This window comes from Sinanaerobacter sp. ZZT-01, from assembly GCF_035621135.1.
In the GTDB taxonomy this organism is placed as follows: domain Bacteria; phylum Bacillota; class Clostridia; order Peptostreptococcales; family Anaerovoracaceae; genus IOR16.
In genome coordinates, this window is sequence record NZ_CP141728.1 from 1,915,469 (window position 1) to 1,929,844 (window position 14,376).

General features: G+C 38.2%; 7 protein-coding genes. 5 read left to right on the top strand and 2 right to left on the bottom strand.

Annotated elements, in window-relative coordinates:
* Positions 1 to 12: 12 nt before the first annotated feature.
* From U5921_RS09175 to U5921_RS09190, 4 genes are all read left to right on the top strand, one after another.
* Positions 13 to 1,686: a M20/M25/M40 family metallo-hydrolase gene (locus tag U5921_RS09175; RefSeq protein ID WP_324822642.1), complete on the top strand. Its 1,674-nt coding sequence runs from the start codon at positions 13 to 15 to the stop codon at positions 1,684 to 1,686.
* A gap of 25 nt (positions 1,687 to 1,711) precedes the next feature.
* The gene (locus U5921_RS09180; RefSeq protein ID WP_324822644.1) at positions 1,712 to 3,190 is read left to right on the top strand and encodes a sodium:alanine symporter family protein; all 1,479 of its coding nucleotides are present in this window, start codon (positions 1,712 to 1,714) and stop codon (positions 3,188 to 3,190) included.
* A gap of 428 nt (positions 3,191 to 3,618) precedes the next feature.
* Positions 3,619 to 4,827, top strand: a complete 1,209-nt coding sequence (locus U5921_RS09185) for a DUF819 domain-containing protein (RefSeq protein ID WP_324822646.1) — start codon at positions 3,619 to 3,621, stop codon at positions 4,825 to 4,827.
* A 32-nt stretch (positions 4,828 to 4,859) separates the two neighbouring features.
* Positions 4,860 to 5,831 (top strand): dipeptidase, encoded by a 972-nt coding sequence (locus U5921_RS09190; protein WP_324822648.1) that lies wholly within the window; start codon positions 4,860 to 4,862, stop codon positions 5,829 to 5,831.
* A gap of 136 nt (positions 5,832 to 5,967) precedes the next feature.
* On the opposite strand, the gene U5921_RS09195 is transcribed toward U5921_RS09190, so the two are convergent.
* Entirely contained in the window at positions 5,968 to 6,519 is a 552-nt protein-coding gene (locus tag U5921_RS09195; protein ID WP_324822650.1) for an XRE family transcriptional regulator, read from the bottom strand.
* A 129-nt stretch (positions 6,520 to 6,648) separates the two neighbouring features.
* Positions 6,649 to 9,372, bottom strand: coding sequence for a calcium-translocating P-type ATPase, PMCA-type (locus tag U5921_RS09200; protein WP_324822652.1), 2,724 nt, complete (start codon positions 9,370 to 9,372; stop codon positions 6,649 to 6,651).
* Between the two features lie 140 nt (positions 9,373 to 9,512).
* Here U5921_RS09200 and U5921_RS09205 point away from each other — a divergent pair, with 140 nt between their 5' ends.
* Positions 9,513 to 14,375: a hypothetical protein gene (locus U5921_RS09205; protein ID WP_324822655.1), complete on the top strand. Its 4,863-nt coding sequence runs from the start codon at positions 9,513 to 9,515 to the stop codon at positions 14,373 to 14,375.
* Position 14,376: the final 1 nt, after the last annotated feature.

Here is a 14,376-nt window from a genome sequence, read left to right on the forward strand (position 1 = left end):
GAAGCGATTTTTATGAAAAAGGATATTGTATTTGACCGTATCGGCGAAGAAATCAAAGAAATTGTTTATCACTATATTAAAGCAGAGAGTTTCACTTATTCAAAAGGAGAGAAAGAAGCAGAAGGATTTTTTCTAAATTATTTTAGCAAAATACCGTATTTTAAAAAGCATCAAGAACTTTATGGTGCGTATCCCATTTTTGATGATGTATTTCAACGCTCCGTGTGCTGGGCAATGCATAAGGGGAATTTGAGCGATACAATTGTGATGATTCACCATTACGATGTAGTAACAATTGAAGATTTTAAGCTATTAAAGCCTTTGGCGTTCTCCCCAGATGAATTGGAAAAAGAACTGCTTAAAATAAAGAATACGCTTCAGGCAGAAGTGCAAGATGACTTGGAAAGCGGGAACTATTTATTCGGAAGAGGCGTTTGCGATATGAAGGGAGGGGGGGCGATTCAGATGGCTTTGCTTTCCTATTATACACAGCTGACAGATTTTGAAGGAAACCTTATTGTGATCGGTGTACCGGATGAAGAAAATTTATCTTCTGGAATGAGAGCAGCTGTTATATTGCTCTCAGAGCTTCAGGATAAATATGGATTGCAGTATAAATTGATGATCAACTCTGAACCGCATCAACGCAAAGAATTTGATAAAGGAGTCTTTTCGCTTGGGTCTGTTGGAAAAGTAATGCCTTTCATTTATGTAAGAGGTTCTCTTGCACATGCAGGAAAGGTGTTTGAAGGCTTTAATCCTTTAAACTTAATGAGCAGCATTGTACGAAAAACCGAGCTTAACATGGAACTAAGTGATACGGTCGGAGAAGAGGCTTCCCCACCGCCGACATGGCTTTACCTAAGGGATGATAAGGTAAATTATGATGTATCTATGCCGTTATCGGTATCTGGGTGTTTTAGTATACTTACCTTAAATCAGACGCCGTCAGGTATTTTAAAAAAGGTAAAGAATATTTGCGAGGAAGCATTTGAAGAGATCTTAACTGAAATGAATGACAGCTACAGGCAGTTTCAAAATGCGACGAAACAGCCGATTCATAAGCTTCCTTGGGAGAAAAAGGTTATTGATTTTTCAGCCCTTTATCAAGAAGCGTATGAAGCATACGGAGAACAGTTTGCACAGGCATATCACAAGAAAATGGACATGCTGCACGAAAAGATAAAGAGAAATGAGATGAGTCTTATTGCCTGCAATTTTGATTTAATTAATTTTATTTATAATTACATTGATGATCTGTCACCGAAAATTGTATATGGATTAATTCCGCCATATTATCCAAATGTATCAAATTTGTTCTTTGAGAATTTAGGGGATTCGATTAAAAATATTGCGGAAGAGTTAAATGAATTTACTATGAAGGAGTGGGAACAAGAATATATAAAAGAATATTTTTATACAGGAATATCTGATTTGAGTTACACGAGTATAGGAAATGTAAAGCAAGTGACAAAGTCGTTAGAAGACTCCATGCCGTTTTTTGGAAAAATGTATAATATCCCAGCCGCAAGCATCGAAAAAATAAGTATGCCGGTCATTAATATCGGTCCATGGGGAAAGGATTTCCATAAATTAACGGAACGTGTACTGAAAGAAGATCTGTACGAAAGAACTCCAAGAATTATAAAGCATGCTATTGACAGGACGTTAAAGCAATTAGTATAAACTTTAGATGTAAAGGAGGAGAATGATGAATTTTGAAAATTTTATGATTACTTTGATTTGGGACTATATGTGGGGACTACCAATGGTTGTTTTAATTTTAGCAACCGGATTATATATTACAATTCGAACTCGTTTCTTTCAATTTACTAATTTCAAGACAGCAATAAAACACGCGGTCGGAAGTATTTTCAGAAAAGGTGAAAAAGACGAAAATGAAACGGGTGTGCTTTCTCCAATGGAAGCGATGAGTACAGCACTTGGAACCACTATTGGAGTCGGAAACATTGGTGGTGTCGCAACTGCGATTGCAGTCGGAGGGCCTGGTGCGGTTTTCTGGATGTGGATTGCGGGAATGTTTGGAATGATTATTAAAATGTCTGAAATTACATTGGCTGTCCATTATCGTTCCAAAGATAAAAACAATGAAGCGTATGGCGGTCCGAATTACTACATGAAAAAAGGAATTGGGATCGAAAAAAATTGGAAACCTGTTTTTAAAATTTTAAGTGCTCTTTTTGCATTTGGATTTATGACAGGATATGTAATTAATATTCAAACCTATACCGTTTCAGAGGCAGTTGCAAATACCTTTGATCTTGGTATGATCGGTGTCGGTATTGTATATACAATTGCGCTGTATGTAATGATTAGCGGTGGTTTAAAGTCAGTCGGCAAATTTGCTAGTAAGATGGTGCCGTTTATGTGTGCATTTTATCTTTTGGGCGGACTATTTATTATTTTAAAAAATGTAGGTATGCTACCAAGTGTGGTTGGTCTTATTTTTCAAAGCGCATTCTCCGGATCGGCAGCCTTTGGAGGCTTTATGGGAGCCAGTGTTACTTTAGCAATTAAAACGGGGATGGCACGTTCTGTATTTAGCAACGAGGCTGGATGGGGCTCCGCTCCGATGATCCATGCTTCTGCAAAGGTAGACCACCCGATTAAGCAAGGCCTTATGGGAATTTTTGAAGTATTTGTAGATACCTTTATTATTTGCTCTATTACCTGTCTTGTTATTTTGATTACTGGTCAGTGGAACAGCGGATTGGATGGGGCAACACTGACATTAGCAGCATTTGAAACAGGGATAGGCTCTTTTGGGCGCATTATCTTAGCATTTGGTGTCTTCCTTTTCGGACTGACCACATCCAGTGGTGTTTATGCACAAATCGAGGTTGTTGTGAGATATTTAATCGGGGAATCAAAGAAAAAAGATCTTATTTTACAAATTTATAAATGGACATATCCAATCCCGAGTTTGGCATTGGTATTTATAGCAGTATATATGGAATACCCGGGTACCACCGTCTGGTTATTTTCTGATGCATCGACAGCATTGCCGATATTTGCAAATATTGTTGCACTTTTGATTTTAGCACCGAAGTTTACAGACTTAATTAAAGACTATCAAGCAAGATATATGGGAATCGGAAAAGTGGATCCAAACTTCAAGATTTTTTATGAAAAAGAAGAAAATGAGGCGGCTAAAAGAAAAATTGGATAAAAAAAGTTTCAGCAGACAGCGAGAATATCACTCACTGTCTGCTTTTTTATTTCATAGAAAATATTCATGAAATAAAAAAATGCAGAAGGGAAATCTTTAAGAAAAGTTTTTCCAATAAATTTAAACTTAATAAAACAAAAAAGTAGATAGGTAAAAATGTAGCTTGAAAAAGATAGGGGATTTGGTGATTCAGTGAACGAAAAAGGAATGGAACAAAAATATTTAAGGTAATATATGTAGTATTTGATTTTATTTTTTGATAATTGCTGATTTTTCAAGATTTTATTCTCACAAAATACAAATATTCATTATTCTGAATTTTTCTTCAGGATACTTATTGACATTTTACGAGCTCATTCATATAATGAATATGAATTATTCATCAATAAATTGATGAAAAGCAATTATTATTTAAGGAGGTCAGGAAAATGCAAAATACGTTAATAAGTGCGGACAACACGTGGGTATTGTGGGCGATCATATCAGGCTGGGTAGCATTCAGCATTTATCTTGAACAGAAGTATACGTGGGCTGCGAAAATGTCTGGTGCAATTATTGCACTTTTGGGAGCTTTGGTTTTAACTAACTTTAATATCATTCCAACCGACGCCCCTGTATACGATGTTGTTTGGGGATATGTCGTACCAATGGCGATTCCTTTGCTGCTGATGCAATGTAATATCAAGAAGATATGGAAAGAAAGCGGACGCATGCTGATTATCTTCTTGATTGGCTCACTTGGTACAGCATGCGGCGCAATCGTGGCTTACATGGCTTTGCGTAATTTTATTCCGGGTTTGGCAGGTGTTACGGGTATGATGACAGGCTCCTATATTGGCGGAGGCGTTAACTTTGCAACATTAGCAGGTGCATTTGATATTCCGGGAGAACTGGTTTCTGCAGCCACTGTTGCGGACAATCTTTTGATGACACTCTATTTCTTTGTATTAATTGCGATCCCTTCCATTGGTTTCTTTAGAAGAAATTATCCACATCCATTTCTTGATGAAGTAGAAGCGATGGGGAAGAATCAAAGTGATTCGACAAGTGCGGCCTCTTATTGGGGAAGAAAAGAAATTTCATTAAAAGATATTGCGTTTGCTTGTGCGACGAGCTTTATTATTGTAGCAGTATCGACAGCAATTGGAGCATTCTTCACGGAAGCGATTCCGACCGATACGGTTGTGACAAATATGTTGAATGCATTACTTGGAAATAAATATCTGATCATTACGACTATAGCAATGTGTGCAGCTACTTTCGCACCAAATACATTTGGTGAAATCAAGGGAACGCAGGAAATCGGTACCTATTTAATTTACCTTTTCTTTTTCGTTATCGGTGTTCCGGCATCCATTATGATGATCATTAAAAATTCACCGCTCCTTTTGGCTTTCTGTGCCATCATGGTTCTAATCAATATGTTGTTCGTTTTCGTCTTTGGAAAACTCTTGAAATTTAATTTGGAAGATATTATACTGGCTTCTAATGCAAACATCGGTGGGCCGACTACGGCGGTTGCAATGGCAATTTCAAAAGGATGGATCAAGCTGGTAGGACCAATTATGCTGGTAGGTACATTGGGGTATGTGATCGGAACCTATTTGGGAATTTTTATAGGGAATTTATTAATATAGTCATGAGAGTAAAGTAGAAAGAAGGAGAAAGTATGGTTTTTGACGGGCATTCCGATATTTGGTCAGACGTAACAATTCGTTCATTAAGGGGAGAAACAGATATACTGAGAAAATATCATCTACCAAGACTTCGCGAAGGTCAAATTGAAGGAAGCATTTTTGTAATATGGGTCGATCCTCCTTATGATAAAGAACCGTATAAAAGAACGCTGCAAATTATAGATGCAGTAAAAAAAGAGATAGCTGTTTGTGATGAAATTGTTATCGTAAAAAATTATGAACAGATGATGAAGGCAAAGGGGGAAGGTAAATTTTATATTTTCATTGGTCTGGAAGGACTAAGCAGCGTTGGAGAGAATTTACGTTTGATTGATGAATATTACGATTTTGGAGCAAGACATGCTATGCTTTCTTGGAATGAACAAAATGCTTTGGCTACAGGAGTGCAAGGGGATCCGAGCAGAGGGCTTACTTCTCTTGGGAAACAAGCTGTAAAAAAAATAATGGATAAAAATATGATCATGGATGTTTCACATTTAAATGAAAAATCCTTTTGGGATGTAGTAAGTATGGCACAAGCTCCAATTATTGCATCACATTCAAATGCGCGCGCTTTAAGCAATGCAGAACGCAATTTGACTGATGAACAGCTGCTTGAAATTCGTAATTTAGACGGACTGGTAGGAATCAATTCGTTCAATCGTTTTGTCAGCTTAGATCTTTCTGAGCAGACAGTGGACAACCTTTTAAAGCACATTGTATATATTTGTAATAAAATTGGTGTAGAACATGTAGGATTCGGATTCGATTTCTTTGAATTTATGTCAGTTGATTCCATGCGCTCCTACAGCGACCAAGATACTTCGTATACGGCAGGATTAGAAGATTGCTCAAAGGTTCCGGCACTCTTGGAAAAAATGAGGAAAACAGGTTTCAGTGACGAGGAAATTGATGCAATTAGCTATAAAAATTTTCACCGAATCATAAAAAAAATAATAGGCTGACTGCTAACGGAGATGAATTGAAAAAACACATTTTGATCGTGCTTGCAAAAGAAGACTTCTTTATAAAAAGGTCTTCTTTTTTAAGGTTAAAAAAACCGCACATGAGTAGATGTGCGGCGTAGTTTTAAGTAACGGATTAGAAGAATAGAGGTGTCATTGCCCAAATAGAAACACAATCTTCCTTTTCAAAATTGACATATTTATGAGGAAGGTTGCTGTTAAAATAAATGCTGTCTCCTTCATGAAGTACATAATTTTCATCATTAAGCTGCACGGTCAATGTCCCCGAAAGAACAAAACCGCATTCTTCTCCTTCATGAGTCAGATACTCTTTTTCATAGATTTGTCCACCCTTTAAAGTGATTTTAACAAGGTCCAGGAGCCGGTCATTCGTATCTGGTGAAAGAAGCTGGTAAATCCCATTGCCTTTATTCATAATAATTTTTTTATGATCGTCTTTTCGTATAATAACACGGTCATTTTTTTTATCGTCATCAAAGAAGTAGCTGATGTTTGTGTCTAATGCCTGTGCAATGCGCCATATGCTGACAACAGAAGGGACTACAAGTTCCCGCTCTATTTGACTGATAAGTCCGGTGCTGACACTGGACTTTTCGGAAAGCTGTAATATGCTCATTTTTTTTTGTTTTCTCAAACTTTTTACTTTATTTCCGATATTAAATTGCATCTCATCACTTGTATCACTATAACTTTTATAAAATAAAGCAATACGCTCCTTCCTTGGAAGTTTTTTTTATTTTATCATGTTTTTAATCAACAAACAACTAAAACGGAAAGAGCTGCGATTAAGAATCTTTTATAAAGCTCCCTGCTTATGGTGCAGCCTTAGCCATAGCTTACGTATCAGGTCGATTGGAATAACCAAAGAAGACAAGAGTATGGTTAACAGTAATTCATTCATGCTTAAAGGACACGTCCGGAATAGTTCCCCTCCGAAGAAGATAAAGAGAATTTGAACGAAGGAAACCAGTATCATAATGCTGATAAATCCAGGGTTATGTCCTAAATGAGCGGTTAAATTCAACCGGTGTGTACGTGCATTAAAGCTGTTGAAAATACCACAGAAAATAAATAAGCAGAAGAAAGCGGTCATAAAGCGCAGCGGTGCTGCTTCAAGCTGAAAATATGAAGCAAACCAAGGATGTTTTAAAAAGAATACGCAAAGTGTGATGGTACACAAACCCATATAAAGAATCTGTTCGATCATATCGCGGTTTAATACGGCTTCATCTCGCTTTTTTGGCATTTCTTCCATGTATTCCTTAAGTGGAGGCTCTCCGGCAAAAGCTAGACCAGCCAATGTATCCATAATAATATTCACCCAGAGCATCTGTGTAATGGTTATAGGGGTGTCAAAACCTAAAAATGGGCATAAAAGAGAGACTCCCACAGCACAGAGGTTCATGGTAAGCTGAAAAACAATGAATTTCCTTATACTTTTAAAAATAGTTCTTCCATATAAAACAGCTTTGGAGATTGAAGTAAAATTATTATCTAAAATGACTATATCACTGGCCTCTTTTGCAACTTCTGTTCCGTCTCCCATAGCAAAGCCGACATCGGCCTTTTTTAAAGCAGGGGCATCATTGATACCGTCTCCGGTCATTCCTACAACCAAATTCATGTCGTGAGCAACTTTTACCAGGCGGCTTTTGTCGGTTGGAAGAGCCCGTGCAATGACAGCGGTAGCGGGCAAAACCTCTTTTAGCTGCTCGTCATCCATTTGCAGTAAATCTGTACTTGTAAATATCTTTTTGTCTGGTTGGTCGAGCAGACCTGCTTTTTTCGCAATTGCTGCTGCGGTTTCACGGTTGTCACCTGTCATCATAATTACCTGAATACCTGCTTTCTGTACCTCTTTTACCGCGGAAGGGACTTCAGGGCGAATCGCATCAGTGATAGCAACCAATGCAATTAATTTTAAATCGGATGTTGCTATTTGCAAACTATTTGTATGTTCGGATAGAGCAGTGAGCTGACTGAGAGGTGTCTGTGATGAAGCAATGGCAAGAACACGATTTGCCTTTGCAGTCATGGATTTCCACATCCGTTCTAAAGCCTTTGAATCACTAAAAGGCAGAACGTTCCCCTGTTCATCATAATAGTGTCTGCAAGCTGGAAGCAGTCGCTCCGGGGCGCCTTTCAGTAAGGTAATACTATCTCTGCCGATCAATTGAACGGCGGAAAATTTTTGCGTGCTGTTAAATGGCAGAAAATCTTCTTTTTGATAGGAAGATAAAAAACGTCTCATATCTTGGTCTAAAATTGGTTCGATGTGGTCAAGCAGCGTTCGATCCGTAGCATTTCCTCCAATTGATTTGCCGTCCGACAGAGAACTGCTGGTATTATAGAAGCCGGAAAGGCAGAGAAGCTGCGATAAATATATATTTTTTGATTCCTGTGACAGAGCGGTGCCATCACCAAGAATAAATTTGCTTACACTGAGCTTTCCCTCGGTTAACGTGCCTGTCTTATCAGTAAATAAAATGTTTAAGCTTCCGGATGTCTCGATGCCTACTAATTTTCTTACCATAACTTGATCGGCCAGCATACGAAGCATATTTGAAGAAAGAACCACCGTAATCATCATTGGGAGTCCTTCTGGCACTGCCACAACAACAACAGTGATTGCTAAGGTCAATGCGTGGAGAAGGTATTCCGTAAATTGGTAAAGTGTTGGTAAGGTGATGTCCAAAAGAGAAGTAAATGGCTGCTGTGAGAGTACAATTTCACAGAATAAATCAGAAATCGCAATTAAGGCAGCCGCACAATATCCAAGTTTGCTGATGCTTTTCGCCAATCCGGCAAGTTTTACTTTCAGCGGGCTGTCTCGTGTCTCATCTTGAACTTCTCTTGCCATGTGCCCATAGAAGGTTGTATCACCAACACGCAAAACCTTCATGACCGCCTCTCCATCATTTACAATACTGCCGCGAAACAATTGCTCTGAAGATAACAACTCCCAGTCCTGCGGTGGGATAAAAGTAATCACATTGGAAGATTCTGTTTTTGAAGCTTCAGCGGTTTCGCCATTTAAAGCAGACTGGTCTACTTTTAAATGACCCGAAACAATGATGCCGTCAGCCGGAATCTTTTCACCTGCCTGCAATAAAATATAATCACCAACGACCACTTCTTTAATGCTTAATGATTTTACAGTTTCATCACGCAGAACACGGCATTGGATGCAGTCTGCTTCCTGCATTAATTTCAGGAAAGCGGACTCACTTCCATATTCGGAAATGGTAGATACAAAGGTAGATAAAAACACGGCGATTGCAATTCCTCCGGCTTCCATCCAGTCCGCATCTCGGAAGAGGAAGATTACGTCAAGTGCTAAGGCAGCAAGCAGTATTTGAATGAGAGGATCACCGAAACTGCTCAGATATTGCTTAAAAAAGCTGTTCCGCTTTTTAGGGGTGATTTCATTCGAGCCATGTTTTGCTCTAGAGAAAGCAACTTGCTTTCGATCAAGGCCCGAGAAGGTTTTTAAATTTTTCACACTCATCGTATTTAACATGGTTTTTCTCCTTATTTGTTTCTCAATATCAATCTATGTACGAGCCTGCTGGCTTATGCCGGTTTGTCCTAAAATATCGTTGTTTTTTCGAAGAAAACCGTGCATAATAAAGGTAAAAGAGAGGGCGGAGGAGTACCGAAATGCAGAAAAAAAGGATGACAGAGATATATAAAGCAATATCAGACCATTTGACTCAGCGCTATTTTTTAAAAAAAATAAAATTCACAAAAAAAAGTGTGTTAAGTATATTGAAAGACGAAAAATGGACGCAAGCAGTAAAGAATACAATGGAAGCAAGTCACTTTTCCTGCCGCAATGTATTAGAAAATTTTTTGCCCTGCTTAGAAGGGTTATGCTCGGAATCTCCAAGTGTCGGCTGGTTTTCTTACAGCTATTTGTATTTGAGAAAAGGGCTCTTTCCTGAAAGTATTGTGCTAGAAGAAAAAAGTTGCTACAATGCAGTGGTTTTGTTTTATTTAGAAATACTACGTGTTTTTATTGAACAGGACAGGCATAATCGAGCATTTGATCCGATGAAGGATTTTATTTTTTTAACGCAGGACGAGCTTATGAAAAGTCATCATTCAGAGGAATACCTTCGCTTTAAAGAATGTTATCAAAAGAATTATATCTATGAGATGATGTGCATCGGAAAAGAGGAGACTGATTTTAATGCGCTGGGGCATATTGCAGGAGTGCATGCAATTGCGATGCATGTTGCAAGACAGATGGAGCAAGCCGGAGTTGCGATTGACCTGTCTTTGGTTTCGGGAGCATCTGCCGGGCATGATATCGGGAAGTATGGATGTAAGAATGCAGAGGTAAAGCGAATGCCGTATCTGCATTACTATTACACAGACCAATGGTTTAAAAATTACGATATGCCTGCCATTGGGCATATTGCGAGCAACCATTCCACATGGGATTTAGAGCTTGAAAATCTTTCAGTGGAGTCCCTTGTTCTAATTTATGCTGATTTTCGTGTGAAGAGTAGCGGAAAGAAGGACGGGAAAGAACAGATTGCATTTTATACGCTTTCTGATTCATTCAATGTGATATTAAATAAGCTGGATAATTTAAATAACGCAAAGAAAGACCGCTACATTCATGTTTATGCAAAGCTGGTTGATTTTCAGAGCTATATGCACAGTTTGGGTGTAAACACAGAGCTGGGAGATGGTGCTGTCTTAAAATCCGAAGTGCAAAAAGATGCCGTGTTAATGGACTTGGGTGAAACGGTTCAGAACTTAAAATATATGGCGATTGACCATAATATTCGACTAATGAATAAGCTGGGCAGTGAGAGTTCTTTTGCGAGTATCGTAGAATCAGCGAGAAGTGAGAAAAACTGGAAAAACAGCAGGGCGTATCTGAACATATTCGAAGAATACTTTACGTATATGACCCAAAAACAAAAGATGATAACTCTACACTTTCTCTACGAACTTCTTATGCATCGTGAAGGTGATATCCGACGACAAGCTGCTGATTTAATGGGCAATATTATCGTTCATTTCGATGAAGAATACAGAAAAGAGCTGCCGGAGGATGTTGCGTATGATATAAATGAGTATACTGCCTTTCAGCTTTGGGAGTTTTATTTAGAAAAGATTATATTACCGGATCATAAGGTGACGGAACAGCACAAGAGATGGATCGGATACGCGTTGAAGCTGGTTGTGGAGTCTGTTCTGATGCGCTGTCGCAAGGGAGAAGAAATCGAATATCTGACGAGGTTCTTAAAGTATTATGAAAACTGGGAGAGAGAGGATTCTACAGCATTTATATTAGTAGATTGTATGTTGCTTTTGCCTGTTTTTATACTCTCTGAGGCAGAGCGAAGCCAATTGCTGCAATTCGTGCAGGAGCTTGCAAAAAGGGATTCCGAAGAGCTTCATGTGGGTATACTGCGCTTTTTGAAGTATGTGACAGAAACAGTGCAGAAGACACCAAAGGATGCGGAACGTATCGTTTCAATTTTAAAAATTTTTCAAAAAGAAAATGCAATAACAGTACAATTTTTAGTTGAAAAGATCATAAAAAATTGGAGGCTAGATGCGTCTGTCTGCCCATACAATGAGACTTTAATTTACAAAGACGCAGAGGTAGTTTCAGATATTTTTTTAGAGAACTTAAAAGCGGCAACACCCTGGATAAAAAAGTCGGTAAATTTAGAATTACTTTTGGACCGAATTTCTGTAGATCACAGTACTTCCGTTTTACATGTAGCAACGCATTTATCGAATTTGATTAAAGTGAGTGAACGAGTTACAGTGCGGCATAGTGCAGGAGAAGCTCTTCTGAAAATTGCGCCGCTCTTATCTCGCGATCAGAGAAATGAAGTTGCGATTGAATTGACAAAGGGCCTTGAGATCGGTGAGTATCAGTTTTCCAAATACATTCCCCAATATCTGGGGGAGTTTGCACTGTATTTGCATCCGAAAGAGTTGGATGAATTTATAAGAGACTTAAAGTCGCTTTTGATTAGCACAAATGAGCGTGTTGTCTGTGTGACACTGGACACAATAGGAATTGTTTTACAAAAATATAACAGTTATCGTACCCGTTTTTCGGAAGAAAAGGGTGTTTTTGAGGAGCGAAAAAAACAATTTTTAGGCATGCTTTTGAGTGGACTGGCAAACTACAGAAACTCTGTAAGTCAGGAGGCCTTTTTGGTAATCGGTCAATATTTATTTGGAAATGAAGCTTTATCCCTGAAAGAAAAGAAAAATATGTTTCAGGTGCTTTATAAAAAACTGACAACTCTGATCGGAGGAAAGGAAAATACGGAGCTGGCTTTTTTTAATAATGCTGCGTCTTTGAACCATATTTACCGTTTTATCAATGATTATTTGTTTTACTATAACGAATTTGACATTCGAGAACCTTATAAAGTAGCATTTTTTCCAGGCAGCTTTGATCCATTTTCTTTGGGTCATAAAGGGATCGCAAAAGAGATCCGCGATATGGGATTTATGGTCTATCTTGCGCTGGACGAATTTTCTTGGTCGAAAAAAACACAGCCACGCATGATACGGCGGCAAATTATGAGTATGTCCGTTGCGAATGAAGAAAACATATATTTGTTTCCGGATAATATTCCTGTGAATATCTCAAATCCTAAAGACTTGCTTCGTTTAAAAAAATTGTTTCGTGGGAAAGAAATTTATATGGTGGCTGGAAGTGATGTTGTAGAAAATGCATCTTCTTATAAATTGAAACCAGTGAAAAATTCAATACAGACCTTTCACCATATCTTGTTTTTAAGGAGCAGTCAGGTTGAGGAGGAAGAGAAGGAAACCATTTCACCGGAGCAGCGAATTTTGGGGAATTTGATTCAGTTGAAATTGCCAATGCATCTGGAGGATATCAGCTCAACGCGGATTCGGGAAAACATTGACTTAAACAGGGATATTTCAAACTTGATTGATCCGGTGGCACAAAATTATATCTATGAAAACAGTTTATATTTGAGAGAACCTCAATATAAAGAAGTGATACACATGAAAAGTATAAGAGCTTCCGTCAGAGAAGGCATAGATGAAGCGCTTTTTATGGAATTACAGGACTTAATGCCTCAGGAAGCAGGGAAATTTGATTTCCTTAATGCATTGAAGAAAGAAGGGCAAAGAGTACTGCTTCTTCAGAATGAAGCTTCCGATAAAAAATTGCTTGGGGCAGTTGTATTTTGTCAAATAGGAACGAGCGAGTTATACGGAGAGTTTAAAAGTACGAATGTCGCAAATTTTATCAGAGAAAATACTTCAGGAAAAATTGTGCTTATTTCTTCGATCTATGAAAATAAGGAATATTTTACAAAAGAATTGGTTCAGATTCTACTGACAGAGACGCTCGCCTATGCATTAGAAAGAGACTTTACGTATGCCGTATTTAGTCCGAGGCAGGGGACTTCAGTCTCAAAATATAAAGACCTTTTAGAGCGTCAGGGCTTTTTCGAACTGAGAGAAAATGATACAGACCGTATGGTTTATGCAGTCGATATGAAGATGCCGCTCACTTTATTCAAAAATGTTGAGACTGTGATTAAAGAACCTTTTCGCCATAATCTGCGTGTTTTAGAAGCCATTGACCGTTCTCATGAACGTTTGCAAAGTGTGTTGACAACGCTTTTTCCCGGGAACTTGGTTCTTTCTTTTCATGCGGATTTTATGCATAATAAAATTGTAGATTTGATTACAGAAGCCAATGAGGTTCCGAATGAACCACTACCGGTGAGGAAGCTGGGGAAGCGTATGTGTGTGCCTTTTGGCAAGATATTAAAGGGTAAAATCGTACCGAATACGATTACAAAATCACTGCATACAGAAAAAACGTTTGATTCGCAAATTAAAAAATTTAATATAACAGAATACCCTAATTATTCGCCTTTGATAAGTCAAATTCGTACCATAAAATCGTTTAACCGACCGGTCATTTTAGTTGATGATATTTTACACAAGGGGTATCGGATTCGAAAGCTGGACCCAATTTTTAAGCAGGAAAACGTAGAAATTGACCGTTTAATTGTAGGAATCTTGTCCGGACGTGGAAAAGATTTGATGGAGATCCAAAATCGGCAGGTGGAAAGTGCTTATTTTCTGCCGTCTATGCATTCTTGGTTTGTGGAGTCGAGTATATATCCTTTTTTAGGTGGTGATCTGGTCGAACGAACAGAAAAGATGCAGGCAAATCTTTTAAATTCTGTAAATTTGATTTTACCTTATGTCGCCCCTGGGTTTTTAATGGATGCATCTAAAGCTTCCATCTATGATTTTTCAATGACTTGTCTTGAAAATGCAAGAGAAATTATGCAGGTTTTAGAGGAAGAGTATCAGATAGAATTTGAGCGGAAATTGACACTAAATCGATTGAGTGAAGTAATTATGTCTCCCTGCTGCCCGGATAAAGGTGGATGCTTAAATTATGACTATCATTTAAGAGCATCCGTATATATTGCAAATGACATTGAGAAATTGATCCGCCTTAAAAATTTTATTGAATAGA

Bases quoted from the DNA above. Each gene is read 5' to 3' on its own strand.
- U5921_RS09175 (WP_324822642.1), top strand. From the start codon at position 13: ATGAAAAAGGATATTGTATTTGACCGTATCGGCGAAGAAATCAAAGAA.
- U5921_RS09180 (WP_324822644.1), top strand. From the start codon at position 1,712: ATGAATTTTGAAAATTTTATGATTACTTTGATTTGGGACTATATGTGG.
- U5921_RS09185 (WP_324822646.1), top strand. From the start codon at position 3,619: ATGCAAAATACGTTAATAAGTGCGGACAACACGTGGGTATTGTGGGCG.
- U5921_RS09190 (WP_324822648.1), top strand. From the start codon at position 4,860: ATGGTTTTTGACGGGCATTCCGATATTTGGTCAGACGTAACAATTCGT.
- U5921_RS09195 (WP_324822650.1), bottom strand. From the start codon at position 6,519: ATGCAATTTAATATCGGAAATAAAGTAAAAAGTTTGAGAAAACAAAAA.
- U5921_RS09200 (WP_324822652.1), bottom strand. From the start codon at position 9,372: ATGTTAAATACGATGAGTGTGAAAAATTTAAAAACCTTCTCGGGCCTT.
- U5921_RS09205 (WP_324822655.1), top strand. From the start codon at position 9,513: ATGCAGAAAAAAAGGATGACAGAGATATATAAAGCAATATCAGACCAT.